A 26,861-nucleotide genomic window follows, 5' to 3' on the forward strand; every position below is an offset into this window, starting at 1 on the left:
ATCGAAGCCGGCGAACGCGCGCAGCGCGGCTGGCGCACGCTCACCGCGGCGCAGCGCGCGGTGGTCCTGAAGCGCTGGTACGCACTGATAGTCGCGAACACGGACGACCTCGCGGCGATCATGTCGGCCGAGCAAGGCAAACCGCTCGCGGAAGCGAAAGGTGAGATCGGTTATGCGGCGTCGTTCATCGAATGGTTCGCCGAGCAGGCCAAACGGATCGACGGCGACGTGCTCGCCTCGCCGGCCGCCGACAAGCGGATGCTGGTGACGAAGGAGCCGATCGGCGTCTGCGCCGCGATCACACCGTGGAACTTCCCGGCTGCGATGATCACGCGCAAGGTCGCGCCCGCGCTCGCCGCCGGCTGCGCAATGATCGTGAAGCCGGCTGAAGCCACGCCGTTATCGGCGCTCGCGCTGGTCGAGCTTGCGCATCGTGCGGGCGTACCGGCCGGCGTGTTCAGCGTCGTCGTCGGCGACCCGCACTCGATCGGCACGGAGATGACCAGCAACCCGATCGTGCGCAAGCTCTCGTTCACGGGCTCGACGCCGGTGGGCCGCATGCTGATGAGCCAGTGCGCGCCGACGGTCAAGAAGCTCTCGCTCGAACTCGGCGGCAACGCGCCGTTCATCGTGTTCGACGATGCCGACCTCGATGCGGCGGTCGAGGGCGCGCTCGCCTCGAAGTACCGGAATGCCGGTCAAACCTGCGTCTGCACGAACCGCTTCTACGTGCAGGACAGCGTGTACGACGTGTTCGCAGAAAAATTCACGGCGGCGGTCGCCCGAATCATGGTCGGCAACGGTTTCGAGGGCGGTGTCACGCAAGGCCCGCTCATCAACGAGGCCGCTGTCGAGAAGGTCGAAGCGCATATCGCCGACGCGGTGGCACACGGCGCGCGCGTGCTCACTGGCGGCAAGCGTCATGCGGCCGGCAAGCTCTTCTTCGAGCCGACTGTGGTGGATGGCGTCACTGCTTCAATGCGCTTCGCGACCGAGGAAACCTTCGGCCCCGTCGCCCCGCTTTTTCGCTTCCGCGACGAGCGCGAGGCAATCACGGCGGCGAACGCCACCGAGTTCGGTCTCGCCGCCTACTTCTACAGCCGCGACATCGGCCGGATCTGGCGCGTGTCCGAGGCGCTCGAATATGGCATGGTCGGCATCAACACGGGCCTGATCTCGAATGAAGTCGCGCCGTTCGGCGGCGTCAAGCAATCCGGCCTCGGGCGCGAAGGCTCGAAATACGGCATCGAGGAATATCTTGAGATCAAGTACCTGTGCATGGGTGGCCTCTGAGCGATGCCGCTTCGGCAGCCGGCTACCAGCCGCATTCATCACGCCAAAATCGACGTACAGCAGTCGTTCGACAGTAGTCCAAACGTCACCAGGGGCACCACGCGTCAGTGGGTAAAGCCGCGTTGACACTCGTAATACTGTTATGCAATCATACAATCACACTATTCTACCCGCCCACTGGGTCTCATATTAAGGAGACAGAATGTCATCATCGCCTCACGATCTTTCGCGAACGGAAACTGCCGGCGGTGCCCCGCGCGACCTGCAGGAACATATCGCCCGGCTGGAGGCAAAGGGGCTGCTGATCCGCATCGAGCGGCCGATCAACAAGGATACGGAGCTGCACCCGCTGGCGCGCTGGCAGTTCCAGGGTGGGCTGCGCGAAGATCAGCGCCGCGCTTTCCTGTTCACCAATGTGGTCGACAGCGACGGCCAGACTTATGACATCCCGGTGCTGATCGGCGGCCTTGCCGCCTCGCCGGAGATCTACGCCACCGGCCTCGGCCTGCCGGTCGAGCAGATCGGCCGCGCCTGGACGGACGCGATCGCCGAGCCGGTTCCGCCCGTCATGGTGGCGCAGGCGCCCTGCCAGGAGGTGGTGATCAGCGGCGATGCGCTGAAGGAAAAGGGCTTGTCGCGCCTGCCGGTGCCGGTTTCCACGCCAGGCTTCGACGCGGCGCCCTATCTCACCGCGACGCTCTGCGTGACCAAGGATCCCGAGAGCGGCGTCCAGAACATGGGTACCTACCGCGCCGCGCTGAAGTCGGAAAATCGGCTGGGTGTGCGCATGGCGAGCCGCCTGTCGGGAGCTGGTGGTTATCTCCATTGGGAGAAATATCGGGCCAAGGGCCAGCAGATGCCGTGCGCTATCGTGCTGGGCTGCGCGCCCGCCGTGCTGTTCACCGGGCCGCAAAAGCTCCAGATCGACCAGGACGAGATGGCTGTTGCCGGCGGCTTGATGCGCGCGCCGGTCGAGGTGGTGCGCTGCAAAACCATCGATCTCGTCGTTCCCGCCGATGCCGAAATCGTGATCGAAGGCCTGATCGACACCGATGCGCTGGAGCCCGAAGGCCCGTTCGGCGAAAGCCACGGCCACGTCGCGCTCGAAGACTACAACATGTCCATGCACGTCACTGCGATCACGATGAAGAAGAAGCCCGTCTTCGTCTCGATCATCAGCCAGGTAACGCCCAGCGAAAGCTCCGTGCTGAAGAAAGTGGCCTATGAGCCGATGTTCCTCGAGCATCTGCAGAAGGTGATGGGCGTGCGCGGCATCGAGCGGGTGGTGATGCACGAGCCGTTGACCAACCTGCGCAAGGTGATCTTCCTCCAGTTTGCACGCGGCACGCAGCAGGCGGAGGTCTGGCGTGGCCTGCAAGGGGCCGCAACGCTCCAGGCGCAGTGCGGCAAGCTGGTCATCGCCGTCTCCGAGGATATCGACCCGGAAAACGCCGATGCCGTCTTCTGGTCGCTGGCCTATCGCTCCGACTTCACGCACGACGTGCATGTGACGCCCTATCGCACCAGCGGGCATGGTCCCAAGTCCGGCCGCGCGCCGCTAGAAAGTACGCTGCTGATCGACGCAACGCTGAAGCACGCCATGCCGCCGCTGGCCCTGCCGAAGGAGGAATACATGACCGCGGCACGCAAGATCTGGGAAGAGCTGGAACTCCCCCGCCTCACGCCGCAGCCGCCATGGCATGGCTATCACCTGGGCGACTGGGACAAGCGCTGGGATGAGTATGCAGAAGCGGCTACCTCTGGCGGCTGGCGCGAGACGGGCGAGCGCACCTGGGCCAACCGGCGCGGCGGGGTGAAGCCGGAAACACCGGTGCGCGAAGCCTCGGGCGACCACAGCGAGTGAGCGCCAACGCGCCAGCCGCATGTAAGCAACCCCAGGAGCAGAGGCATCCGGAGACCGCCATGACCCAAAACAATACCGTCGATATCGCCCAAGTCGTCGAGACGCAGGAGCGCAGCTGGTTCACCGTGACCCTCTTCGTTCTGTGCGCCGTCGTCATGCTGGCGGACGGCTTCGACAATCAGGCTTTGAATTACGCCGCGCCCGGTATCATCAAGGAATGGGGCATCAACCGGGCCCTGATGACGCCCGTGTTTAACGTCAGCATCATCGGCTGGATGGCGGGTTCGGTCTTTTTCGCCATGCTGGCCGACCGCATCGGCCGGCGGCGCGCCATCCTGCTTGCTACCGCGCTGTTCGGCGGCTTCACTTTCGCCGTGCCCTTCGCCCACAATCTGGTCGAACTGTCGATCCTGCGCTTCTGCGCCGCGCTCGGCATCGGCGGCGGCATGCCGATGGCGGTCTCGCTGATCACAGACTATGCCCGCTCGGGTAAGCGCGGGCTGATCATTACCCTCCTCTATCTCGGCTACACCGCCGGCTCGTCCGGCGGCGGTCTTCTCGCGGCGGAGATAATCCCGGCGTATGGCTGGCGCTCGGTCTTCTATGTCGGTGGCGCCGGCGCCGTGGTGGCGGGCATCATCCTGTTCGCCGGCCTGCCTGAATCCATCCGCTACCTGATCCTGCGCAACCCCACCAGCGAGCGCATCCTGGCCTATGCCCGCAAGCTGAAGCCCAGCGCGCAATTCGCGGACGACACGCGCTTCACCATCCAGGAGCAGGCGCGCACGGGTGTGCCGGTGACGCACCTCTTCACCGAGGGCCGTTCGGCCATGACCGTCTTCCTGTGGCTGGCGCTTGGCTTATCCTTCGTCACCCACTTCTTCCTGTCGCAGTGGATGACGACGCTGCTGACCGACGAAATCGGCTTCGCCAATGCGGCCCGCAGCCAGGCTCTGTTCCAGCTTGGTGCCGGCTTCAGCTGGTTCTTCGGCTGGATGATCGACAGGAAGGGCGTACGGGTGATGACGCTGACGATGATCCTCGGCGCCATTCCGGTGGCGGCCCTGGGGCTGGCCGTCGGTACGGGCGCCGGTCTCACCATGGCGATGGCGCTGGTCTCGGGTCTGCTGGTCCTGGGTGGGAATATCGGCCTCAATGCCATTTCGAGCATGATCTATCCGACCTTCATCCGCTCTACCGCGACCGGCGCCTCCTTCGCGGTGGCGCGCATCGGCGCCATCGTCGGCCCGCTGCTCGCCGGTGTCCTGATCTCCATCGGAACGCCGATCGGAACGATCTTTCTTCTCGGTGCGTTGCCGATGCTGGCGGCCGGTGTCGCCTGCTTCATGCTCAACAGAACCATCACGCCAGAAGCAGCGCAAGAAATGTCCTTGCGCTCGGCGCTGTCGCGACACTGACGGGTTTCTTCCGAAGCCCAGGTTATGGTCAGGCAACCACTCGGTATTTTCATGGATAGCGTCAATCTCGAAGTGCTGAAGGCGAGCGTTCGCTGGATCGAGAGCGGCCATCGCGTGCTGCTCGTCACCGTAGTCAGGACGTGGGGTTCGTCGCCGCGGCCCGAAGGGGCCATGCTGGCGATTTGCGAGGACGGCTCGGTGGTCGGCTCGGTATCCGGCGGCTGCATCGAGGACGACCTGATCGACCGCGTGCGCCGGCTCGGCATTCAGCAAACGCTCCCGGAAGCCATGAAGTATGGCATTTCCGCCGATGAGGCGCATCGCTTCGGATTGCCGTGCGGCGGCACGATCGAGCTGGTGCTCGAACCTCTGACGCGCGCGAGCGGCATCGACGATTTGTGCCGTCGGGTCGGTGCCGGCGAGCTCGTCGCGCGCTCGCTCGACATGGAGAGCGGCGCGGCGAGACTCGTGCCAGCGCACTCGGCCGATGGCACCGATTTCGACGGGCACCGGCTGCTGACCATTCACGGTCCGCGTTACCGGATGCTCGTGATCGGTGCCGGTCAGCTCTCGAACTATCTTTGCCAGATCGCACTCGGGCTCGACTATCAAGTGACCGTCTGCGATCCGCGGGAGGAATACACCGACGCCTGGTACGTACCAGGCACGACGCTCGTACGTACGATGCCGGACGACACCGTACTCGACATGAAGCTCGACGAGCGCTGCGCGGTAATTGCGCTGACACACGATGCGAAGCTCGACGACCTCGCGTTAATGGAGGCGATCAGAACGCCCGCATTCTACGTTGGCGCGCTGGGCTCGCGCCGGAACAATGCCGCAAGACGCGAGCGGCTCGAGACGTATTTCGATCTCAACAAAGATGAACTCATCCGGTTGCGCGGGCCCGTTGGTATTTATATCGGCAGCCGTACGCCGCCGGAAATCGCGGTGTCGATACTCGCCGAAGTTACGGCGGTTAAGAACGGTGTGGCATTGCCGGGCGAATTTCGGGTCGAAGAGGCAAAAACTACGCTGGATATCGCGGTGAATGGACAGACGAGCTGCGCCGTAGTGAAGCGTCATTGATTCACCTCGATAGCGGATCTTCCGCGGTCATTGCGTTGCGATTGAGATCACGAACAGCCTGGCAATGGGGAACAGTTGGGCGGTTCCAGAAGAAACTCAAACTAAATAATCGGGGGCAGCATGCTTTCTCGTCTCTCCATTTCCGGCCGACTGTGGGCCATGATGGCCGTGCTGAGCCTGCTGATCATCATGGTCGGCGTGCTCGGGCAGATCGGCATGAAGCGTTCGAACGATGCGCTAAATTCCGCCTACTCGAACCAGCTGGCGGCATCGATTTCCGTAGGGCAATCCAATCTGGACCTAGAGATCGCGCGCGTGGTCCTGGATCGTGCCCTGATGCACCCTGAGGCAGCCGATCTGTCGGCGGCCATCGCGAAGTCGCTCGGCCATCTTTCGGACTCCGATCGCGCGTGGCACACCTACCGGGCAATCAAGCTTGGGTCCGACGCGCAGGTGCTCGCGGACCGCGTGGATGAGGCGCGCTCTGCACTGGTACAACGCGGAATCGTACCGTTGGCCGATGCACTCAAACAAGGCGATCGCGAGACGGCGGATCACATCGCGACGAAGACGATGTCGCCGCTCTCGCTTGCGCTCTCGACCAGCACCGACTCGCTTGACCATTGGCAGAACGAGCATGGCAAGCAGGCGTTCGCCGCCGCGCAGCATTTCAATGAACGGTTGCGCCTCGTGGGTGTGGTGCTGATCGCGTTCGGGCTGGCCGTGTGCGTGGGCTGCGTGTATGGCTTGCACCGTTCGATCGCAATGCCGCTCGCCAACCTGCTTTCGGCGCTCCAGCGCATCGCACAAGGCGATTTGACCGTGCCGCTCAAGGCACGCACGAGCGACGAAATGGGACAGCTCGTCGAAGGACTCGAACAGATGCAGGACGGCCTCCAACAGATGGTCCGGCAAGTCACACGCAGCTCCGATTCCATTGCCACCAGCACGCAGCAGATTGCTGCCGGCAACAACGACCTCTCGCAGCGCACCGAGGAGCAGGCGGCATCGCTGCAGGAAACGTCGGCCAGCATGGAGCAGCTCACTTCGACAGTCCGGCAGAATGCGGACAACGCGCGCACCGCGCAAACGCTGACCGAATCAGCACATAGCGTGACCGCGCGCGGCTCGCAGGTCGTGGGCAACGTCGTGAATACGATGACGGAAATCCACCGCAGCTCGCAAAAGATCGCCGACATCACGGGCGTGATCGAAGGCATCGCATTTCAGACCAACATCCTTGCGCTCAATGCCGCGGTGGAAGCCGCTCGCGCCGGCGACCATGGACGCGGATTCGCCGTGGTCGCGTCCGAGGTGCGTTCGCTCGCGCAACGCGCCGGTATGGCCGCAAAGGAAATCAAAACGTTGATCGACGATTCGGTCGAACGTGTGGCGTCGGGCTCGCAGCTCGTCAACGTCGCGGGCGAAACGATGCAGGAGATCAGCGACTCGATCACTCGTGTCACGACGATCATGCGGGAGATCGCGAACGCGTCCGACGAGCAGCGCGATGGCATCGAGCAGGTGAGCCTTGCCGTGTCGCAGATGGAACAGGTGTCGCAGCAGAACGCGGCTCTGGTCGAGGAGGCGGCGGCCGCAGCCTCCTCGCTCGACGATCAGGCGAATATGTTACGCGACGCGGTCTCGGTCTTCCGGCTGAAGTAATCGGCGGGAACGAGACTTGATATTGAGGAGCTTGGTGGTACAACGAGGAGTGCGCGCGACCTACGAGACCATTCGGCGCCGGTGTGACAGATCAGTCTCCCGCGTTCCCGCCCGACACCCGAGACCTTAGCCGACGGCGAGGCGTCAAGGGGCGAGGGGCCGTGTTGCCCCCCCGGCGTTGTCAAGTTGGCGGCCGCCGATCGAGTGTGCGGCATACTAGTAGCTATCCTGATCAGATAGCCGTCTCGACTGCGGCAGAGACGGTCCAACCATGCCATGCACCGAGACGTTCTTTTAGGATGGCGCGATGACGTGCAGCGTTCATCTGATGTCTTGGAAGGGCGGAGTGCTGACGGATCGGGCCGAAGCATGAAAGAAAAGCCTGCGTGCGACGCGAATCGCGAAAGCCACACATCTGTCGTTCGCGCCTACGGGTTGGCTGGTGGCTGTTCTCGGCGCGGTTGTTTACGCGTGCGGCCGCTTTGACGAAAACGTGCTTTACCTGGGCGAGCTAAGGAATATCAGCCTTCGCGGCCGGATAACTGCGCAGTTGGTCGGTAACGATTCTGCGCGGCACCGGGTTTGAACGCAGTACCCACAGAAAGAAGCGCTTTGCCGCGGCCTTGTCGCGACGCTTTTGCACCAGCACGTCGAGTTCGGCGCCATGCTCGTCGACCGCTCGCCACAACAGATGCGGCTCACCGCGCAGCGTCACGAACATCTCATCTAAATGCCAGGTGCTGCCTGGCTTCCGCCGCACCGCCTTGGCGCACCGAGCGAACCTCGCGCCAAATTTTTCGCACCAGCAACGGATCGTCTCGTACGTGACCACGATACCTCGCTCGAGCAACAACTCCTCGACGTCGCGTAGGCTCAGGCAGAACCGGAAATACCAGCGAACTGCGCAACTAATGACGACAGCAGGGAAGCGGCGGCCGTGATAAAGCGTTTTTGTCTTCTTCATCGTTTCATTCTACCGCCGCATCTTCATCAACCTGACAGTGCCCTCAAAGTGACCAGGCCACGCCCACGGTCGCTGTTTGCGTCCAACTGCGCGATTCCGGCTCAAACCATTGCCCGTATCGTCCTGCAAAGTACCCGTTCGCGGGCGCCGACTCCCCATACGCAAACGTCGCGGCACGATAGTCCAGCGTAACATGCAGGCGACGGGTTACAGCTATGTCGAGCCCGAGCCCGAGCGCCTCCGTCGGGCGTGAGCCCAGAACTGCCAGAGGCAGACCCGGTGTGCGCATCCTCGCATCGAACGTGCGGCCCACCATCACGTCGGCCTGCGCAACCATTGCCGGAGTCAACGCAACCTGACACAGCACCCCCGCGCCAGCGACCTGGTGTTCGTAGCGCTCCAGACCATTGCGCGTCCGGTGATGAAACCCGTAGGTCAGATAGGGCGTCACCTGCAGCACGGGCAGCATCGCGAAGCGAAGGGCCCGCCCAAGCCTGACATCCGCATCGAACGTTATGTCGGACATGCGCTCCGTCTGCGGTGTGCCAACGCCGGTCGGCGAGGCTAGGTCGATCGCGTAACCGTTGTAGGTCGTGTGTCCGCGCGAATAACTTGCGTCGATCGACGTGTAAATGTCGTCGAGGCCGAAGAGCGTTGCTTGACGACGCCACATACCCTCGACCACAGGCTGCGTACCCTGCTCCGAATCCAGGTAACCCGAGTCGACCTGATGATGGGTGTCGAACTCGTGGTACTTCAGGTGCGTGGCGCCCACAGCGACCCTCAGTTCGTTGTTCGCCGCGCGGATCGCAGCATCCACGCCAACTCCTTCTTGCGTTGCTTCTGCGAAAGCCATGCCGCACGCAAGCAGGCCCGGCAATGCAATGGCCCACCGCGGCAGTATCAGTTGCCTCGTGTGCAAAGGCTGCCCGCGAAGGCACAACCTAAACAGGCAGACCGGTGTCCCGCATGCGGTCATGGGTGAGCCCCTGCCTGCTGGCTAGGTCGAAAGCCGCACCACCGCACGCCGTCACACATCCCGACTTACCGGTTGACGTTGCTCACTAACGGCAAAGATGTCCCTTGTCCGTTTGTCGAACCACGCCGGAGGTCGCCCGCGACCGGACCAGGTCTCGCCGGATTTGGGATCGCGATACCTTGGCGCGTGCCAAACTCGAGTGACGTCCCGAGCCTCGTGTCTCTCGAAAAGGTCTCTGAATGTGAAGCCGTATGCCGCAATTTGCTCCCTGATGCCCGCGATGACCAAAAGGATCTCTTCCTCACGCTTCTCCGCGATTCGCTGCTCAAGCTCATTCTTCTGGACCAGCAGTTCCTGATACGTTGCCATGCTATCCATCACCTCCTCAGGATATAAACCGCATCGAAGTCAGGAAAGCGGACGTTCCCTCGGTCACGATGCCCACTTTCACAGTCACCCGTCACGCCTGTTTATGCACGTGAACTCCAGAAACCGGGCCGGCATGATCTTGCTCAGCAAACTCGCCGCGTGACATCGTGCTCATAGCACTCAAGGACGTCACGAATCCAGAGTGGACTCGTACGCAAGATATGGTGTCGTTGCAGGCCACGTAGGTCCTGAACTGATTCCTCCAGCCTCCCCCGAACCCAACATCGAACTGCGTGAGGTACATATGCTCCCCCTAACGTTTCGCGAAAATACTGCGACAGCCCCGTATAAGTCACTACTATGGTTGGCGCTCTCACTTGGGAGCGCCCAACAGGGCGATATCGTTCGAGGATGAAAATGGCATTAGCACCAGGAGCAACGGCGAAGATAGGTGAACTCTGCCCTCAAGGAGGAGATTGAGCGGTCCATTGGGATAAACAACAAAACGCCACCGAACGACTACAGAGTTGTATGGGTTCTCGCAAGAACCACTAGTAACAAATAACATCTGGTGTGTGAGAGTCCGTGCTGTATGGACAATCCCGTACGGCGTGGCCTCTCTTCGAGTCGTCTGTATGCGCGAAGATTCAAAACGATACGCCTAACGATGCCGCGAAATTATCACGTGTCCTCATTCCGGGCGCTCTTCAAATCATCATTAATCGCGCGCCCGCGTGCGGTCATCTGGTCGATTGATTCAACTGCGGGAAGTGGCGCACCCGACACCGTGCCCTGCACGGCGTAGAGTCCGGCATACCGTATCAAACGCGCACGTACTCGCGGAAACCGCGCCAGCATATTCGCGACACGCTGCTTGAGAACAGGTCGGCAACGCACGTAAGCTACCGCATGCTGTAACCCCAATCTCTGCATCCGCTTGACGGCGCCCGATAAGGTCCCCAGTTTGCGCGCCACCCTTCCCACGGACCGGACCGGCAACGACAGCCGCCAGCTACTGCTGCTAAGCAACGCGATCACATGCTGCTGCGACTGATGCACAAGGTCTTCCGCCACGGCTGCACGCGCCTGCATCGCCACCATTCGCTCGAGAGCGTCGCGCAGTTGCACTTGCACGCTGGTAAGTTGCACTTGCACGCTGGTAACGTCGGCCCGCAACGCCGCCCGCTGCGCCTCAGCCTCGAGCACCCACTCTAACAACGCATTCACGTCTTCAGTCTCTTTCGCCGAGATCGGCAACGGCGAGTCGCCCAGAAGCGAGTTGGCAACCTCAACCAATTCATTGCCTGCCTTCTTGAACGCAATGACTGCGTAATCCGGTGCCTGCATGAAGTTCTGATCGAGCGACGACACCACCTTGTTGATGACGCTCGCACCGGGCAACTCGGTAGGTAGCAGCTCGAGGTTGTTCTGCAGAAAACCGCGATTGACCGGCACGATGACGACCTGCTCGAACCCCGAAAACTCCGCCGCGAAACTCAGGAGACTCGATGGAATGGGGTGCTCATGGGTCGGGTCGAGATAGAAGTTGCATGCGCCGACCAGCAGGTTCGCCGGATTCGGTGTCTCTAGCAAGATCGCACCACCGTCGTCGACAACTCGATACGCCTCCCGCAAGAACTGCAGCAAGTTCTCAAACCCAAGATGCTCGACTACATGGAACGCGCTGATCAACCCGTACGACTGATCCGGTTGCTCGCCGAGGTATTGCATCGCATCGGCGCTGAATACGTTGAGTCCAGCGCGCTTCCCGTCCGCTACGAAGTCCTCGTTGAGATCAAGACCTTGCGCAGGAACACCGCGCTCGCCGAGCAACTCGAGCCATTCCGCACGCCCGCACCCCACGTCCAGCACCTTCTTCTGCACTCGGTTAGCAAGCGCTTCGACGAGCGGCAAATACACGCTCTGCCGAAACTTGATCAGCTCTCGACTGCCTCGAAAGCGATCCTCAAGGGCTCGATAGAAATCGTCCGATACCATATTCATGGTTCTGTCACAGTAAGTAAATCAAGAAGAGTCAGTTCGGAATGGATAGGAATGCTTATCCCGCAAGCTCGTAAAACTGTTCGGCAGCCGAACGTTGCCGTTTGCCATCACTTTTCATCTGCCCCTTCGCGATCACGTGCATTAATTGATAAAAGCGACTTGCACGCCTCGATCACGTGGCGTGCGGTCAGCACGTCGCCACCATCGTTCATCAACAAACCGGTCGCGTTCGATTCGAGCGCGAAGGTGCCGATTTTCTTCGACAGCGCAATCATTACCGGCTCACAGATCGTTTACGCGATCGCACTACTCGAAACGATTGCGGATAGCGCGATGGCAATCAGATGATTCACGCGAAAGCAGTCGCGGCACATCCCGCCAGCGCATCGCTCGATGCACTGGCCGGCGTGCTTTTGTCTGGATTCGCTTCCATATGCAAGCGCACGCGCAAGGGCTGCGGCATGTCGGCAGGCGGTGGCTCGGTGATTGGGTGTTGCGTGAGCAGTTGACGCAGAATCGCGTCGGCCTTTGGATCGCCTAGCGACTTAAATTCGACTTTGGTCACCGCACCATTCGCGCCGATCCATGCACGAATAACGATCGCCGGCGGCGGCGCATCGTCCTTCGCGTTCAGAATCCGGTCTTCGAGAAACTGGTGTAGCTGGTTCGCCGCGTCGTCGTCCGCCTCCAGCCATGTCTGGAATTGCCGGCTGGTTAGTTGGGCATAGCTGAGCCACGGTTGTGCCACGTCAGGTGAGGTTGATTGTGCCCATGCCGGCTCCCAACAACATAGTGTCAGCGCCAACAGCCAGGTAGCCAGAGTGCCAAAATTTTTCGCGTTCATTGGATATCCTCCAAAAATCTCTTGCGGCGAACGCTTCACGCCCCCGCGTCACGCCATCGAATCAACCATCGTTGCCGTTCATGACGAAAAACATGGCCTTCCATAACCCGCCAGGAGCCTGTCGCTGCATTTCGCTAACCCAGATCGATCGGCACGTACTGTCTGGTCGTCCCACGCTGGATCAGCAATGCAACATTACCTCGCGCCTGCCTGATCGCCTCAGCGAGCTGATTGATCGTGGCAACCGGCGTTTCATTGACCGACAGCACAATATCGCCCGGCTTGAGACCGACGCTCGCAGCCCGGCCCGTCACCTGCTGGACCAGCAGGCCATGATCGCTGCCGACCTTCTGTTGCTCCTGCAGTGTGAGCGGGCGTACCGTCACGCCCAGACGGGGAGGCGCCTGCGTGGTGGCAGGCGAATCGCCGTTACTATCCATCGCGCCAACCGTCACGGTCATATGAGTCGCGGTATTTGAGCGCCAGACCAGTAGGTCCACCTGCCCCCCCGGCCTGATTTTCGCCACCGTCGTCAGTAAATCGACCGAGTCGCTGACCGCGGCGCCGTTGACCGCCAGTACCACGTCGCCCGGCTGCAGTCCCGCCTGCGCGGCCGGGCCGCCCGCCTCCACTGTGCCGATCAACGCCCCGTCCGGTTTCGACAGCCCGAACGAGCGCGCGAGCGACTGGCTCACCTCCTGGACCGCGACACCAAGACGACCGCGGCTCACCTGACCGGTCTTGAGCAACTGCTCCTTCACGTCCAAAGCGACGTCGATTGGAATCGCGAACGACAATCCTTGATAGCCACCCGTCTTCGAATAGATCATCGAATTGATCGCGATCACGTGGCCGTTCAGGTCAAAGAGCGGTCCGCCCGAATTACCTGGATTGATCGGCACGTCGGTCTGGATGAACGGGATGTAGGTCTCGCCCGGCAATGACCGCGATTTCGCGCTCACGATGCCTGCCGTAACCGTGTTGGCAAAGCCATAGGGCGAACCGATCGCCATCACCCAATCGCCCACCTCGGTGCGGTTCGGGTTGCCGGTCACCACCACCGGCAGATCCGTGGCATCCACCTTGACGAGCGCAACATCGGACAGGGCATCACTGCCGATGACTTTGCCCTTGAATTCGCGTTTGTCGGTGAGCTTCACATCGACCACGGCCGCATCGCCGACGACATGCCGGTTCGTCAGGATGTAGCCGTCAGCGCTCACGATAAAACCCGAACCCAGGCTCGTTTCCTCACGATTGCCAATCACGCGGCGCGCGAGAAACGGTGCCAGCGGATTGCCCGGCTCGATGCCCGGCGGCAACTGCACACCCATCTGCGCCACCTCGCGCGTAACGCTGATGTTCACCACCGCCGGGCCGTAGCGCTTGACGAGGCTCGCGAAGTTCGGCATGGCGAGTTGCGGCACCGTCGCAGGAACAACTGCCTGCGCATGCACGGTGACGACGAGAGCGCCGTCGCCCAGCACCGCCATGCCACAGATCATCGCCATCCGGGCCGTGGCCCAGACCGCTCTCTTGATTCCCCACGCCCAGTCTTTCATATCACCGCGCAATGTCCTTGCAGATAATAGGCACCGCATTCACCCCGCAGGCCTGCCGTGTCGTTCAAGCCTGCCGCAGCCTAGCGTTCATCCCACAGAATGACGTCTCGATACCTCGATCCTTCGGATTGCGAAATCGTTGATTGCGCGGGGGGCACATCGTCTTCAATCGTCCCCTGCGGATCAGCCCTCCGATCGCAGATAGCGCCACCATGCGAACCGTGGATATAACTGAGCAGGACCAGCGCATGCCCGTTCAGCATCGTCGGATTCGGTGCAGCCACGATCCGGCGCCGGCCCGGCAGTTCAGCCTCACCCACTACATCCGGCGTCCCACCGGCCTGCGGTAGCACGCAATAGCCGACGACGCCACAGCTGACCGCTCCACCAATCAGCATGGTTTTCCGCAGCAGCCGTTTATCGTCGTCGCGCATGCGCTCATCGTCCAATTGGCACCGCCTGCAGCCAGTCATCCATTACCATCCTCCGGCGGCGCACGTCGTGCCGATGCATTGCGTTCTACAAAGCGAGCAAAAGCCTTGACATCCGCCCGAGTGACACCCGGACTCGTCAAGTCTTGCAGCCGCTCAATCCTCACGATCGGCGCCCAGTGCAGGATCTCCGCGGAGGTCGGAAACGGGGTACGGAGAGAATCGCGATACTCCACCCTAAACAACTGCGCCGCGCCCGCATCCGCGCGCCACAAGTCGCCCGCATCACGCACACTCCCGTCAAACCAGTAACGCACCCAAGTCTTGTCTTCCCCCTCACCGCGCACTGCCATGAAGCCCGCCATCACGAGCAGCACATACGGCAGGTCCCGCAACTCCAGAAGCGGATACGACCACAGATTCAGCACATCGGCGTACTCTATCAGCTCGGTAAAGCGCTTGACCGTCAGCGACGACACCATGCTGCGAGCGAGCCGATAATGCCGCTTCCAGTTGAGCAAAAACCGCGCACGATGCGTGTGCGCAACCAAAGACTCCTGCGGCCCTTTGACGACGAGCCCCTCGGGCTGATAGCTCGTCGTCGCAAGCGGGCATCGCGCTGCGTCCGCGTCAGACTCGTGTCTGAAATAGCCGTAGCCGCGACGCTGGCGATGGGTCGAAATCAGTACGCCCAGGCACAGGGGGCATCGCAGCGGCGAGACGTCCTGCACCGCTGCAGCCGATTCACCCGATTCACCCGATTCACCCCGCCATGCATATGCGCCGATATAGCGCTCGTCGAGCGGATGTAGCCCTTTGACCAAGCTCACCGCGTCGTTGCTAGTGGCGCTCATTGCGCCTCGCTGAGCGCCTTTTTCAAGGCATCCTCATTGATCGCCACCGTGTTCGGCCCTACCGCCTTGGCGAGATATTCCTGCGCGTTTTGCTGCGCACGCTGCTGCCGTAACGTTGTCCGGATCTGTTCCTTCACCTGTGCGAACGGCCGCACATTCGCCGGACGCTTTTCGATCAGTTTGATCACGTGAAATCCCGCTGAGGTCTCGATCGGCTGGGAGACCTCACCCAGCGTCATCCCGTCCGCAACCTTGCGGACTTCCGCAAGCAGCACGGTATCCGGGACAAATCCCATGTCGCCGCCGTTCTGTCCGCTCGCCTTGTCCTGCGAGCTGGCCTTCGCGATTGCGGCAAAATCCGCGCCGCTGGCGTGCGCCTGCCTTGCCAGATCCGCAGCCTGCTTGCGAGCCTGGTCCAGTGCCGCCTTGTCGGCGCCCTGCGAGGCTGCAACGAAAATCTGCGCGAGGTGCAGCGAACCGGGAACGGTGAAGATCGACCTGTTCTGATCGTACGCAGCCTGCATATCCGCATCCGAAGGGAAATCAGCCGGCGGCGCACTGAGCGAGGCCAGATAGCTGCGCGCCACCGCGTCACGCTGCGCCTGCTCGACCAGTTGCTTCACCTGCGGCTGCTTGTCCCAGCCCTTGGCTTTCGCCTCAGTGAGCACGGCGGCCTGCGCAAGCCTCGCGCGCACCAGTTGATCCAACCTAGCGGGGTCCGCCGCAAGTCGCGCGCGCGTATCCGCGTCCAGCGATTTGAGCAGATTCGTGATATCGGACTGTGTAACCGATGCCCCTCCGGCGCTCGCGATCACGCCGTCCTGTGCCCATGCAACGAGCGGCGCACACACCATCAGACCGCTCAATACCAGTGCAACTGTCTTCATCAAAATACTCCCACTACGTTGACTATTAAACGCTCGCGCCACAAGCCTGCGTCGCAAGAGACCGCCCGACGGCTACAACCGCGCGTCAAGGGTCAAGCGCACCGCGACCGGCTGCAGCATGTCGCGCGGCGGCACGCGCTCGACTGCTTGCGCCCGCAATAGCTGCCGCAGATCAGACTCGGCCTGCGGGTCGCCCAGTGGTGTGAACTCGATCTGCGTCACACGCCCCGCGGCATCGATCCACGCGCGGATGCGCAGCACCATCGGTACGTCCTCGGTGCCAATGCTCCCGTCTGTCCGAGTCCGCTGGTCCAGGAACGCATGAAACCGCCTGGCCGCTGCACTGTCGCCTTCAAGTGCTGCCTGAAAGCACGCCGACACCCGCTCGGCATAGACGACCCATGCTTTCGGTGCCTGATTCGCAGGGATTGTCCGGGCCTGCTTCGATGCGCCTACGCGCAGAAGCGAAAAGAGCGTCGCCGCCCAAGCTCCGATTCGGGTGCCGACCCGGACGCGTGCCATCACTGCAGAGTCGCCTTGTGCTCGCTGCCTTCGTCGCCGGCGAGCGTCTGAGTACCCGCGGATACCGGCGCCTGTTGCTTCATCGCCTCAGCCGCGAGCGCGGGGCGATTGCGCAAATGCAGCAGGAACTCCTGGATCAACCGGTCCCACAACTCGATCGTCGAGCGCAGATGACGACTGGTGACACCACCGCCGACCACGATGTCCATTTCCAACACGAGGAACTGCGCCTGCACCCATAGCCGCGCGAAGCGCTTCGCGCGGTTCCAGTCAGAAACGATCTCTGCAGGCAACTCGCCCTGCACCTGCAATGCGCAACTGAGCGTGTAGTCCAGATATTGACCGTCCACAACACTGCGGTTGCCAAAGCGAATCGCGAATCCCACTCCCTGGCTCGCGCTCATCAGTTGCACCATGCCGTTTTGTTCGGCGGCCGTTACGCGGTAGCCCGCCGTCTTGAAGATGTCGCCCAACTGCTCGACGCTGACGGCTTCCAGGACTGCTTCATGGACGACGTCCAGTCCTTCACTCGCCGGGACTTCGCGGCGGCTCGATTCGTCGGTTTTCATTGCGCTTTTCATGATGATTTCCTTGTCGATTCCGGTTACTTCGATGCTGATGCTGGGGCCGATGCGCCGTTCACGGGTGAGATAGCGCGCGGATCGAATTTGCCGTTATAGAGTTTGTCGCCGTAGTCCTGCGCGATCTGGTCGTATTTCACCCGTGCGCCCTGCGCAACCGGCTCGCGTGATTTCAGGAAGGTGCCAAGGCCCACGTGCTCGTAGGCGTCCAGGATGTCGTGACCAACCTGGTACAGCTGGGCGTTCTTTGCCTCACAGTTTTGCAGCTGAGCATCGCGCGCCTTCACTTCTGTCTGCGCCTGGGTTCGCTCTGCGTCACGCGAACGCGACAAGGCCAGCAACTCTTCGTATGCCGACTTGTATTTCGCGAGCTGTTGCGTGTCCTGCGCGTGACTCGACTTCTCCGCCGCAAGCGAGCGTTCGGCCGCGACCTCGGCGCCAGACTTGCCCTTCGCCGCCGCCACATCCGCCTGCGCCTGCTTCAGGTCTGCAAGCGCCTTGTCACGCTGCTGCTCTGCTGTCGTTTTATCCGCCTGCAACTGCGACTGCGTATCCTGCAGCGAGCGCAGTTGCTCCGTCGTCGAACGCAACTGCGTGCGCAGTTTGTCGTCGATACTCTGCGCCGACGCCGGCGCCGTTGCGCTCAACCACACGGCCCCGGCTAGCGCCGCTACGATCACCCGATCTTTTCGCATGCTCACCTCAGAATCGTGCGTTCAGTTCAAGCTGCAGCACGTCGATCGACACGGGCGGCCCGTACACTTCCTTCGCGCTCAGATAGCGCGCCGAGAGCCACGTGTCGCGTGCCACCGCATACGCCGCACCGAGGATGTAGCCGCGCGCGTTGGTGCCGCCGAGGTGGAAGTCCGGGTCGTTGAACGCATCAAGCGTCGCGTCCGGCTGCAGGTACTTGTAGGCGATCGTGAAGTTCCACTGCCCCTTGGTCTTCGGATCCGGCTCCCCAATCGTCGCCTTCGCCATGTATCCGTTCGGCCCGCTCCTGAAGTCGGAACGCGTCACATTGGCCGAGTTCGAATCGAAGTTGTTCACCGGCAGCGTGGCCGCGCTGAACGCCTTGTTCTCGTCGTAGGCCAGGTTGCGCACGTATTCGCCATCCAGACGCAGCTTCACCCGGTCGGCCACCACCGTATCCCATTGCAGCTTCGCGTCGAAGAGCCGGTAGTTGAACGCCAGACCGAAGAGTTGCGGGTCAGGTGTCAGGCCAGGTGCCAGGTTCGGGTTCTGCACGATGTTTCGCAGCGCAATCAGCGTGTTGCCCCCCTGCATGAACGCAGGCGCTTCGTTGTCCGTGCTGCAGCTCGTCTGTCCCAGGTACAGCGCGCAAGGCGAGGACAGCGTGCCGCGCATGTTCTGGAAGTCGTAGTAGGCAATCGCCCCCTTAACCCGGTTCTGCGTGTTGATCTTCCATTCCGCCCCCACTTGGCCGCCAAACATCCACTTCGTATCGGTGCTCCCCTTGCTGAGGCTGTTCGACGGGAAAGTATCGGCCGTGTACTGGATCGGGAACACGCCGAGCGTGCCGAACAATGTCACGTCGGGGTCGGCCGGCAACGCATGGCGGAAGTTCGCCGCAAGGCCATCCATCTCGAGATCGTTCGAGAACAGCAGATCGGATGAGAAGAACGGATTGTCGAAACGCCCCGCTGTGATGTTGAGCCACGCCGTCGGTTGATAGGCGATATAGACCTTGTTCAACCAGATGCTCTTCTTCGCGAAGCCGCCGCCCGCGGTCGAGGTGGTCGACACCGGCCCGTTGTCGTTGCCGCTCGCGAGCTGGATGCCGGCCGTGAACTCCTCCGAAAGAGTCGCCGTGACCCCCAGGCGCGCGCGGTAGCGCTCCAGGTTGTTACGGTTCTGCGTCGTGTTGAGCGTCGGCGGCAGCGTGTTATTGGTGTTCGGGTTAAAGTCGAACGGACCATTCGCATTGATCGCCGCGAAGTTTGTCTGGCCGGTTGCGTTGCGTGGCGAGTAGAAGTGGAACTCGTCGCGTACGCGCACGTCGCCATCTATCTTGATGCGCGAGACCCACTCCGGGAACGTGTTGGGTTGTGCCCAGTTCTCCGCTTTCGCCTGGGCCACCACTTCCTGCTTGACCTGGTCGCGGATCTGGTCACGCACCACCTGCGGCACATACGGCACCGCGACGTCGCCCGGCTGGGTCGGCGCATTTACAATAGCCGCCCCTGACGGTGCCGGGCGGCTATTCGACGCCGCCTTCGCCTGCGCGGCTTCTGCCTGCGCCTGCGCAACGAGGCTGTTCGCACTTGCTTTCGTCAGCACCCCCTGCTTGACCAGCAGATTGATCAGGTTGATCACCGTGCTCTCGGTGGGCGCAGCCGTCCCGGCCGCTGCTTGCGTCTCGAGTGACTGTGCCTGCGCGCCCGCCGCGCATGTGACACCCAGTGCAAACACCGCGACGCTGATGCGGGAACGATGCAACGCAGTGCCCCCGTCGCGCTGGCTCACGTATCCGACGCCACCGGCACCACCCCGACTCTTCATCTTCCTTATCATTCTTTTCTCCACAAGACTGCTGGTTTTTTTGCTGGCACCGCCCCGGCGAGGGACCTGCCCGTGTGTTCGTGTCTGCGCGTGATTTCGCCCGTCACGCCGGCTTGCGTCCCTGCAACTTGACGAGTACCGGATACGACGCGGCCGGTGGGGGCGGCTCATCCACCTTGCCGAGCGCCTCAACAGCGTTCACCACGGCAGCATCGATCTTCGCGTCGCCTGTCGACTGAACAATCGCCACCTTCGTGATACGCCCCGACGGCTCCATCCACAGGTTCAGGCTGCCGGTAAAACGGGCTCCGCCCGCGTCCTGCACCGCCTTGTCCTGCTCGATCGCCCGCTGCAGCGTGTAGACCATGTACTGCGAATAGCCGGCGTTGCCAAACCTGCCACCTCCGCCGCTACCAACCATGCCGCTGCCATCACCCGCGCCAAGGTTGAAGCTGTCGGTGCCTGCCTGGGCAGGCGCGTTCATCGTCATCTGCTTCGGCTGGTTGTCCGACGGCTTCGGCGCCTCGGACGGCTTGGGTGCGACCGTCGGCTTGTCCACCGGCGTCTTGGCCTCCTCCTGGATTTTTTCCGGAGGAGGTTTCACTTTCGGTGGTGGCGGGGGCGGGGGCGGCAACGGAATGACGGTGGTCACCTGCGGCGCCGATACGCGCTTCACGCCCGCCGTGTCGCTCGCGAAGTGCCACACCAGCGCCGCGACACCCAGCAGCACCGCGACCGTGACCACCGGCTTGAGCCAGCGCCGCGGCTCCTTCTCCGGATCGTCGCCGCGGCCATTGTTGTAGGTCATCTCCATAGTGGGTCTCTAGCCGCCTTGATGCGCCTTGCCCGTCACCAGTCCCACCTGCGACAGGTCCAGGCGGCGCAAGAGGTCGAGCACGTCCATCACCTTTTGGTACGCCACGGCCGAATCGCCTTTCAGCACGATCGGAAACTCCGGCGTGAGGGCTTTCTGCGTACGCAGCCGGTCTTCCAGTTCGGTCATGCTCACCGGGTATGCATCGAGGAAAATCTGCCCCGAGTCGGACACCGTGATCGCCTTGGTCTGCGGTTTCGCTAGACTCGTCGACGAACTCGCTTTGGGCAGATCGACCTTGATGCCCTGTACCGAGGCGGTCGTCATGATGATAAAAATGATCAGCAGCACGTACGCGAGATCGAGCATCGGCGTGATGTTGATGTCGTCGTACGGTTTGTCGTCGTCCTGAACCTGCATCTCGCTCTCCTTGAGTTCAGTCCGCAGCCAGCGCGTGATCGGGGTTGCGATGCGCTTCGGCCAGACGCGTGACGAACTCGTCGACAAACACCTGCATGTTCGCGGTGACGTTCTTGTTGCGGATCAGCAGGTAGTTGTAGCCAAAGAGCGCGGGAATCGCGACGAACAGACCGGTGACAGTAGCGAGCAACGCCGCGGCGATCCCTGGAGCGATCGCGTTGACGTTCACGTCGCCGGCTGCGGCGATCGCAGCGAACGTGATCATGACGCCCACCACGGTGCCCAGCAGGCCGAGAAACGGGCCACCCGAGATTGCAATGGTCAGCACTACCATCGATTTCGACAGGCGCTGGTTTTCGCGCACGAGCGTGGCGTCCATCGTCGCGCGGATCGCTTCGATCGACTCCGCGGTGATCACCGTGCGGCCGTTGCCGTCGACTCGGCTATGGATTTCCGCAACGCCGGCCCGATAAAGCCGGTACATCGACGACTGGCGCAGGCGCCGGCCCTCTTCCGACTTTTCGTCCGTGTGAGCGAGGCCCACGAGGTGTTTGCCCGCCACTTCACGGAAGCGCCGCACGAACAAACCATTGGCCTTGTCCACAGTGCCGACATAGGCGGCCTTGTTCCACATCACGACCCATGAGATCGCTGCCATGACCAGCAGGATGCCAATCACCACCCACGCATCAACAGTCACCGACTTGACGATCACGCCAAAGTAGCCGAAGCCGAAGCCCGACTGCTTCTCGTCGGCACCGTAGGCAACCAGCTTCGACTCGGCGCCCTGGCTCATCGCGTCGAGCGCAATCAGCGCCGCCGGGCGCGCTACCTTCGACAGGCGCAGTTCATCGAGGACACCGGTGAAGCCCGTGAAACCCGCCGGGGCACCTGCAACGTCACCGCCCACCGCTGCTGCGCTCGTGAGGGCTGGCAACGTTGCGGCGACTTGTGCGTATTGCTTGCCGCCCACGTACAGGGTGATGTTCTTGCCGTCTGCAGTCACGGCAATGTGGGTCCATTGATTCGCTGCCACCGGCTGACCGGCCGGCGTGCGCACGGGACCCGGGCTATTGGCACCACCGGCGGCGCCGTCCACTTCAGCAAATGGCACCCCGTTGTCGAGCCCGATCAGCAATGCGTTCGCGCTGTCGCGACGGCTATAGAGAAGCGTCTGCGGTGCAAGCGCACCCGGCTTGACCCAGACGCTGAACGTAAAACTACCCCCAGCGCTAACATTCAGCGACGGGCTCGCGGGCAGGTTCAGCGGCCCGGTCCCGTTGAACTGGGCAGCCTTGCCGACGATACCGTCCTCGACAATCCGTGCCGGCGCGTTCTGCGCGTTATTGCCGTAGGCAGTCAGATCCTTTGGCGGCGTACCGGATGCGCCGTTGAAGTGATAGACCAGCGTGTAGTCGGGATCGAACGTGTCGGCCGCCTTGCCGCCTTCGGGCGCCTTGTTATTGCCGTAGTACATCCAGACGCTCTGTGCCGCCCCGGCCGGAAACTGGGGAACGTCGACCCAGACGAGTGCGACGCCCAGCACGGCGTCGTACTGTTCGACGTGGTAATTGAGCGGCGTCTTGTCATCAGCCGCAATGAACCGGATGTCCGCACCGTTATCCTGCAGTCCGTCGAACTGGAAATTGCCTGGGTGCAGACGGATCAGCAGCGGCACGCGGCCCGCAGACTCCGTGATATTTGCACCTTTGGGCGTTGTGTCGATCGTGATCGCCTTGCGGTAAGACCAGTCGTTCTGCCACCACGCGTTGGCCACCCCCGGCAGGCACATAAATGCCGCCGTCAGTAAAAGAAACAAAGCTCGCTTCACAGTCATACTCCCCGATAGTCTTCGACAGGCCGGCCCGATCGCGCCAGCGCCATTCATGTAAAAAAGTCGCTCATCCGTTGATCGCGCAGGTTCACGCGCCGATCACGCACCATTCAGAAAGCAAGGCGCACAAAGAAGTCAAAGCGCGGGCTGTACTGCTTCGTGGTGCCCCCCGCCTTCAGCGGCCAGCCCGCCTCGAAGTCCGCGCTCGCGTATTTCAGTAGCTGCACGCGCGTACCGACCCCCATCGACAGCAGGTTGAAGCTCGCCGTCTGCTCCGGCAGTGGACTCAGCAACCACAGGTGCGCCGCATCGACGAACGCGTGAAAGCGCCACTCGTTCACTTTGCTGCCCACGGCGCCACCCAGATACTTCGCGATTGACGGGCTGCGCAGTTCCAGCGAGCCAATGACGCCGCTGTCAGCGGTGTCTTCCGCCTGCATGTAACCGCGCACGCTGTTCATGCCACCTGCGGCGAACTGCTCACTCGACACGAGTGGCGAGTTCGCGAACTGCGCGCTCACGTGCGCGTTCGCCTGGATGTCGTGGTCGAAATTCTGTGTGTGGTTGACGTCGAACTTGCCGTAGATGAAATCCGGCGTTGCGTTAAAGCGCTTGTTGTCGAATTCGTTCGCGCTACTACCCAGACCACGGATGCCGGTCGTGAGCGACGCCGAGAACGCCGTCTGCGAGTGCTGGCGGCTCAACTGCCCGTTGTATGAGAAGGTCACCGGCACATAGGTCAGCGGCGCCGTTGACGTCTGGCCAGCCAAACTCACGTTCTCGTCGTAATGCTTGCGGTCGATCTCGACACTCACGGACTGTGCGTACGTTTCTGTCGACGGCAACGCGTAGATCGCGGTGAGTCCATACGTTGTCCCTTTACCCAGCACGTTCGTACCGCCGAGCGACGCCACGTTGCTGTCGGAGTGCACGACGGTGGCGAGCAAGCTCCAGTGGGAATCCTTCAGCGGCGCAAGGTACGAGAACGAGTACACGCGCGCGTCGTTCGGATGCTGCGGCGCAAGCAGGTACGTGCCGGAGAGCACATGGCCGAGCTGCCACAGATTCGAGTAACTCAGCGATGCGGTAGTACGCAACGACGAGGTGCTCGGGCTGTTGTCGTTGTTCACTTCAAGACTGCCGTGCAGCGGGTTGTGATCGTCAACCTTCAGGTCCACGTCGACCGTCTGCGGGAGCGTGCCAGGTTTCAGTACCGGAATCACCTGGCGGTCAGCCGAGCGGTTCAGGTCCGTCAACTGCTGCTGGGCCACCGTGAAATCCGGCACGCCGCCTTCGGCGAGTGCGGGTACGGCGTCGCGGATGTTCTGCGGCGAGTAATACTTCGCGCCCTCCACTCGCAGGCGCCCGACCTTTGCTTCCACCACCTGCAGGACAATCACGCCGTTTTTGACCTGCTGTGGCGGCAGCTCCACCACCACCGACTGATACCCTTTGTCCTGATAGGCCTTCTGCAGTGCGTCGCGCGCCGCGTTCACGTCCGTAAGCGACCGGCCCGGACCCTCGAACGGATACACAGCCTTCTCGATCTCGAGACTCTCCAGCGTGGTGTTGCCGCGCACGATGTATTCGTTCACGTCAAAGCTCTGCGGCAGACCTCCCGCACTTGAGGCTGCTGTACCGGCCCCTTGCACAGGGTTTGCAGCCGACGCTGGCGATGTTGTCGCAGCAGGTGCAGGTCCCGGCTCCGCGCCCAAGGCGCGCACGGCTGCCGTGAGTGTCATCCCTCCCACCAGCAACGCGCCTGCAAAACGCTGCCCCATCCGGCCCTGCGTCTGTCCGCACGTGCGCCTGTGGGGCTGCTCGTACCCTTCCCCGTTAGATCTTGGCGTCATGCGCCACTCCCCTTTGTCTTTTCGAAATCGTTCGTCTTCTTTTCCAGCTAGCTGAGGATGGATCCGTACGCTGTACATACAGTCCATGTCATTTTCGCGACATTCGATAAGTGATCCTAAATTAATCTATGTTTGTTATTTCCTGATATCGAATTTGATCTATTGCGCTACACCGCCCACCGAACCGAAGCCGTTCTCTCCGCCCTGACGTCGCGGGTTGCCGCGAACTGCTGCTCCGTAAAGATCACCAGTTGCGTGACGCACTCGTCTACCACGCACGTTCCCGTGTCGACCACCAGGTCCGCGTGTACCGGCGGCTCGTACGGTGCCGATATCCCGGTAAACTCAGTTAACTCACCGCGCCGTGCTTTCTGATAGAGCCCCTTCGGATCGCGCGCTTCGCAGATGTCGAGACTCGCTCTCACATACACCTCGCGAAACCGCTCACCGATGGCAACGCGGACCTGCTCGCGCATCGTGGCGAGCGGCGAAATCAGTGCGACAATCGTGATCAATCCGGCGTCTGCAAAGAGCGCTGCCACCTCTCCCACACGTCGCACGTTCTCATGGCGATCGCGTGCCGAGAATCCCAGATCACGGTTCAAGCCGCGCCGCAGCACGTCGCCGTCCAGTACTTTCACGCGAAACCCGCGCGCCGTCAGTGCAAGCGCCAGCTGATCCGAAAGCGTGGTTTTGCCGGCACCTGGCAGCCCCGTAAGCCATAGCACCAGACCGTCTTCAATCAACGTGCGAGTTGAACCGCACGCGCCCGATGAACTACCCCGCATGGCTTGCTCCCTCATCCTCTTCGGCCGGCCGGGTCTGCCAGAAACCACCTTTCATCGTGACGATCGACGGCGTTTCGAACCACTGCCTGGGGTTGAGGATTTCTGCCCTCAAAATGTTCGGCAGCACCTGCACATCGAAAATCTCGTCCACGCCGTTGTAGAACTCCAGTATTCCGAGCACCTCCCCGTTGTGCGCGTCCACTGCTGCCACGCCGGCCACCAGTTCGTCACGTTCCGCTTCGATCGGCAATCCTTGTGGCCCTCGTTTGTCGCGTAGTTTCGACAGCCCGATGAACAACACGCCACCATATTCGGCAAGCCCATGCGTAAAACCCGGCAGCTTCGCGACCACGCGCTTCGAGCCGCTAGCGGGGTCTATCTGCAGCAACTGTCCGCGTCCGCCTTCGAGCACGTACAGCTGGCCGTTGATCACGCGGGGCGAATGCGGCATGGAAAGACCCGATGCGGCAATCCGCCCCGACGGCACTTCCATTACGATCCCGCTATCGGCCATGCCTTCGCGCCAGCCAAACGGTGTATCCGTTTGTCCAAGTGCGGTGACGAAGCGCACCTTGCCATCATCAAACGCCATGCCGTTCAGGTGACACCGGTCGCCCGGCCCGAAGTCCGTTACGAAGGGCGGTTGCCAGATCGGCGTGAAGTTGAAAAACCCGTCAATGACACTGATGCATGAGTAGCGCGTATTGACCGCGAGCACGATGTTCTTGTCGAACACCATGTCGTGCAGATCGAGGTCACCTGTGTAGTGCGAGGTGCGCGGCACAAAAATCGCGTCGTAGTGATCGGGGCGTGCCGGATATAGCGGTGCGAGCGACGGTACGTTCGCAAAGATCATCAACTCGTGCATCGTTGCAATCGCAAGGCGGTTGCCCGCCACCGCCAGTCCCATCGACCGCGGCAACAGGCAGGCCGAGAGGGTCGGAATGCCTTTCTCCACACCCAGCAACGCAACACCCGACGGACGCCGGCTGATCGCCAGCGTGCACTTGAGCGAAGCAAGCACCGCCAGGAAGCGTCCGGTGTCACGTAAGTTGATGAGAGGTGCCCCGGCCTCGTCCGCTGCTGCGGGGGGGACCGCTTCACCGCCCCCCGCCTGAAATGCGCCTCTCGACTCGTTGCCTTGAACCTGTTCCACGTCCCTATGCCTTTCAGAACTCCACTGCACCTCGCCGATGGGAGATACGTGGTCATGCAATAAAAAGTACGCAGCGTCAAGAAAGCGTCCGCGCGGCAAGGACCGACCCGCTCGTGGATCGACGCAAACGGCCGATCAAGATTGGGA

General features: G+C 62.0%; 24 protein-coding genes and 1 pseudogene. 5 read left to right on the top strand and 20 right to left on the bottom strand.

The window, feature by feature from the left end; genetic code table 11:
- The 5 genes from EOS_RS17725 to EOS_RS17745 all read left to right on the top strand — a co-directional run.
- A partial coding sequence (locus EOS_RS17725; protein WP_047847980.1) for an NAD-dependent succinate-semialdehyde dehydrogenase occupies positions 1 to 1,293 on the top strand: 1,293 nt, incomplete at its 5' end.
- A gap of 202 nt (positions 1,294 to 1,495) precedes the next feature.
- Positions 1,496 to 3,157, top strand: coding sequence for a UbiD family decarboxylase (locus EOS_RS17730; protein WP_047847981.1), 1,662 nt, complete (start codon positions 1,496 to 1,498; stop codon positions 3,155 to 3,157).
- A 59-nt stretch (positions 3,158 to 3,216) separates the two neighbouring features.
- Positions 3,217 to 4,575, top strand: a complete 1,359-nt coding sequence (locus EOS_RS17735) for an MFS transporter (RefSeq protein WP_047847982.1) — start codon at positions 3,217 to 3,219, stop codon at positions 4,573 to 4,575.
- Between the two features lie 51 nt (positions 4,576 to 4,626).
- On the top strand, positions 4,627 to 5,664 hold the full coding sequence (locus EOS_RS17740) for an XdhC family protein (RefSeq protein ID WP_047847983.1): 1,038 nt from the start codon (positions 4,627 to 4,629) through the stop codon (positions 5,662 to 5,664).
- 120 nt (positions 5,665 to 5,784) lie between these two features.
- Positions 5,785 to 7,329, top strand: a complete 1,545-nt coding sequence (locus EOS_RS17745) for a methyl-accepting chemotaxis protein (RefSeq protein ID WP_047847984.1) — start codon at positions 5,785 to 5,787, stop codon at positions 7,327 to 7,329.
- A gap of 232 nt (positions 7,330 to 7,561) precedes the next feature.
- Here EOS_RS17745 and EOS_RS17750 read toward each other — a convergent pair.
- From EOS_RS17750 to EOS_RS17840, 20 genes and pseudogenes are all read right to left on the bottom strand, one after another.
- A pseudogene (locus tag EOS_RS17750) lies at positions 7,562 to 8,293 on the bottom strand (IS6 family transposase).
- Between the two features lie 43 nt (positions 8,294 to 8,336).
- A complete protein-coding gene (locus EOS_RS17755) occupies positions 8,337 to 9,113 on the bottom strand; it encodes a hypothetical protein (RefSeq protein WP_152693135.1) in 777 nt (258 codons plus the stop codon).
- 210 nt (positions 9,114 to 9,323) lie between these two features.
- Entirely contained in the window at positions 9,324 to 9,641 is a 318-nt protein-coding gene (locus tag EOS_RS17760; RefSeq protein ID WP_047848018.1) for an H-NS histone family protein, read from the bottom strand.
- A gap of 681 nt (positions 9,642 to 10,322) precedes the next feature.
- A complete protein-coding gene (locus EOS_RS43570; RefSeq protein ID WP_053063936.1) occupies positions 10,323 to 11,645 on the bottom strand; it encodes a class I SAM-dependent methyltransferase in 1,323 nt (440 codons plus the stop codon).
- 107 nt (positions 11,646 to 11,752) lie between these two features.
- Complete coding sequence (locus EOS_RS47105) at positions 11,753 to 11,920, bottom strand: hypothetical protein (protein ID WP_160312509.1); 168 nt, start codon at positions 11,918 to 11,920, stop codon at positions 11,753 to 11,755.
- A gap of 74 nt (positions 11,921 to 11,994) precedes the next feature.
- Positions 11,995 to 12,489: a hypothetical protein gene (locus EOS_RS17770; protein ID WP_047847986.1), complete on the bottom strand. Its 495-nt coding sequence runs from the start codon at positions 12,487 to 12,489 to the stop codon at positions 11,995 to 11,997.
- 134 nt (positions 12,490 to 12,623) lie between these two features.
- The gene (locus EOS_RS17775; protein WP_235442860.1) at positions 12,624 to 14,051 is read right to left on the bottom strand and encodes a Do family serine endopeptidase; all 1,428 of its coding nucleotides are present in this window, start codon (positions 14,049 to 14,051) and stop codon (positions 12,624 to 12,626) included.
- Between the two features lie 80 nt (positions 14,052 to 14,131).
- A complete protein-coding gene (locus EOS_RS17780; protein WP_152693136.1) occupies positions 14,132 to 14,485 on the bottom strand; it encodes a hypothetical protein in 354 nt (117 codons plus the stop codon).
- A 35-nt stretch (positions 14,486 to 14,520) separates the two neighbouring features.
- Positions 14,521 to 15,336: a hypothetical protein gene (locus tag EOS_RS17785; RefSeq protein WP_053063937.1), complete on the bottom strand. Its 816-nt coding sequence runs from the start codon at positions 15,334 to 15,336 to the stop codon at positions 14,521 to 14,523.
- Complete coding sequence (locus EOS_RS17790; RefSeq protein ID WP_047847989.1) at positions 15,333 to 16,223, bottom strand: peptidylprolyl isomerase; 891 nt, start codon at positions 16,221 to 16,223, stop codon at positions 15,333 to 15,335. Before EOS_RS17790 ends, EOS_RS17785 begins: the two co-directional genes overlap by 4 nt.
- A 72-nt stretch (positions 16,224 to 16,295) precedes the next feature.
- Complete coding sequence (locus tag EOS_RS17795) at positions 16,296 to 16,748, bottom strand: hypothetical protein (RefSeq protein WP_152693137.1); 453 nt, start codon at positions 16,746 to 16,748, stop codon at positions 16,296 to 16,298.
- The gene (locus tag EOS_RS17800) at positions 16,745 to 17,314 is read right to left on the bottom strand and encodes a YbjN domain-containing protein (RefSeq protein ID WP_047848022.1); all 570 of its coding nucleotides are present in this window, start codon (positions 17,312 to 17,314) and stop codon (positions 16,745 to 16,747) included. Before EOS_RS17800 ends, EOS_RS17795 begins: the two co-directional genes overlap by 4 nt.
- Before the next feature lie 35 nt (positions 17,315 to 17,349).
- Complete coding sequence (locus EOS_RS17805; RefSeq protein ID WP_047847990.1) at positions 17,350 to 18,021, bottom strand: hypothetical protein; 672 nt, start codon at positions 18,019 to 18,021, stop codon at positions 17,350 to 17,352.
- A gap of 7 nt (positions 18,022 to 18,028) precedes the next feature.
- Entirely contained in the window at positions 18,029 to 19,861 is a 1,833-nt protein-coding gene (locus tag EOS_RS17810; protein ID WP_082163403.1) for a putative porin, read from the bottom strand.
- A gap of 91 nt (positions 19,862 to 19,952) precedes the next feature.
- Positions 19,953 to 20,663: a TonB C-terminal domain-containing protein gene (locus EOS_RS17815; RefSeq protein ID WP_047847991.1), complete on the bottom strand. Its 711-nt coding sequence runs from the start codon at positions 20,661 to 20,663 to the stop codon at positions 19,953 to 19,955.
- A 9-nt stretch (positions 20,664 to 20,672) separates the two neighbouring features.
- Positions 20,673 to 21,083, bottom strand: a complete 411-nt coding sequence (locus EOS_RS17820) for an ExbD/TolR family protein (RefSeq protein ID WP_047847992.1) — start codon at positions 21,081 to 21,083, stop codon at positions 20,673 to 20,675.
- 16 nt (positions 21,084 to 21,099) lie between these two features.
- Positions 21,100 to 22,920 (bottom strand): DUF2341 domain-containing protein, encoded by a 1,821-nt coding sequence (locus tag EOS_RS17825; RefSeq protein WP_047847993.1) that lies wholly within the window; start codon positions 22,918 to 22,920, stop codon positions 21,100 to 21,102.
- A 107-nt stretch (positions 22,921 to 23,027) separates the two neighbouring features.
- Complete coding sequence (locus tag EOS_RS17830) at positions 23,028 to 24,698, bottom strand: ShlB/FhaC/HecB family hemolysin secretion/activation protein (RefSeq protein ID WP_047847994.1); 1,671 nt, start codon at positions 24,696 to 24,698, stop codon at positions 23,028 to 23,030.
- 239 nt (positions 24,699 to 24,937) lie between these two features.
- Entirely contained in the window at positions 24,938 to 25,558 is a 621-nt protein-coding gene (gene cysC / locus EOS_RS17835; RefSeq protein ID WP_047847995.1) for an adenylyl-sulfate kinase, read from the bottom strand.
- Complete coding sequence (locus EOS_RS17840) at positions 25,548 to 26,714, bottom strand: TIGR03032 family protein (RefSeq protein WP_082163404.1); 1,167 nt, start codon at positions 26,712 to 26,714, stop codon at positions 25,548 to 25,550. Before EOS_RS17840 ends, cysC begins: the two co-directional genes overlap by 11 nt.
- Positions 26,715 to 26,861: the final 147 nt, after the last annotated feature.

It is taken from the genome of Caballeronia mineralivorans PML1(12) (genome assembly GCF_001028175.1).
Classification (GTDB): domain Bacteria; phylum Pseudomonadota; class Gammaproteobacteria; order Burkholderiales; family Burkholderiaceae; genus Caballeronia; species Caballeronia mineralivorans.

Excerpts from the sequence above, each read along its gene's own strand:
- EOS_RS17730 (WP_047847981.1), top strand. The coding sequence starts at position 1,496 with ATGTCATCATCGCCTCACGATCTTTCGCGAACGGAAACTGCCGGCGGT.
- EOS_RS17735 (WP_047847982.1), top strand. The coding sequence starts at position 3,217 with ATGACCCAAAACAATACCGTCGATATCGCCCAAGTCGTCGAGACGCAG.
- EOS_RS17740 (WP_047847983.1), top strand. The coding sequence starts at position 4,627 with ATGGATAGCGTCAATCTCGAAGTGCTGAAGGCGAGCGTTCGCTGGATC.
- EOS_RS17745 (WP_047847984.1), top strand. The coding sequence starts at position 5,785 with ATGCTTTCTCGTCTCTCCATTTCCGGCCGACTGTGGGCCATGATGGCC.
- EOS_RS17760 (WP_047848018.1), bottom strand. The coding sequence starts at position 9,641 with ATGGCAACGTATCAGGAACTGCTGGTCCAGAAGAATGAGCTTGAGCAG.
- EOS_RS43570 (WP_053063936.1), bottom strand. The coding sequence starts at position 11,645 with ATGAATATGGTATCGGACGATTTCTATCGAGCCCTTGAGGATCGCTTT.
- EOS_RS47105 (WP_160312509.1), bottom strand. The coding sequence starts at position 11,920 with ATGATTGCGCTGTCGAAGAAAATCGGCACCTTCGCGCTCGAATCGAAC.
- EOS_RS17770 (WP_047847986.1), bottom strand. The coding sequence starts at position 12,489 with ATGAACGCGAAAAATTTTGGCACTCTGGCTACCTGGCTGTTGGCGCTG.
- EOS_RS17775 (WP_235442860.1), bottom strand. The coding sequence starts at position 14,051 with ATGAAAGACTGGGCGTGGGGAATCAAGAGAGCGGTCTGGGCCACGGCC.
- EOS_RS17780 (WP_152693136.1), bottom strand. The coding sequence starts at position 14,485 with ATGCGCGACGACGATAAACGGCTGCTGCGGAAAACCATGCTGATTGGT.
- EOS_RS17785 (WP_053063937.1), bottom strand. The coding sequence starts at position 15,336 with ATGAGCGCCACTAGCAACGACGCGGTGAGCTTGGTCAAAGGGCTACAT.
- EOS_RS17790 (WP_047847989.1), bottom strand. The coding sequence starts at position 16,223 with ATGAAGACAGTTGCACTGGTATTGAGCGGTCTGATGGTGTGTGCGCCG.
- EOS_RS17800 (WP_047848022.1), bottom strand. The coding sequence starts at position 17,314 with ATGAAAACCGACGAATCGAGCCGCCGCGAAGTCCCGGCGAGTGAAGGA.
- EOS_RS17805 (WP_047847990.1), bottom strand. The coding sequence starts at position 18,021 with ATGCGAAAAGATCGGGTGATCGTAGCGGCGCTAGCCGGGGCCGTGTGG.
- EOS_RS17810 (WP_082163403.1), bottom strand. The coding sequence starts at position 19,861 with ATGATAAGGAAGATGAAGAGTCGGGGTGGTGCCGGTGGCGTCGGATAC.
- EOS_RS17815 (WP_047847991.1), bottom strand. The coding sequence starts at position 20,663 with ATGGAGATGACCTACAACAATGGCCGCGGCGACGATCCGGAGAAGGAG.
- EOS_RS17820 (WP_047847992.1), bottom strand. The coding sequence starts at position 21,083 with ATGCAGGTTCAGGACGACGACAAACCGTACGACGACATCAACATCACG.
- EOS_RS17825 (WP_047847993.1), bottom strand. The coding sequence starts at position 22,920 with ATGACTGTGAAGCGAGCTTTGTTTCTTTTACTGACGGCGGCATTTATG.
- EOS_RS17830 (WP_047847994.1), bottom strand. The coding sequence starts at position 24,698 with ATGGGGCAGCGTTTTGCAGGCGCGTTGCTGGTGGGAGGGATGACACTC.
- cysC (WP_047847995.1), bottom strand. The coding sequence starts at position 25,558 with ATGCGGGGTAGTTCATCGGGCGCGTGCGGTTCAACTCGCACGTTGATT.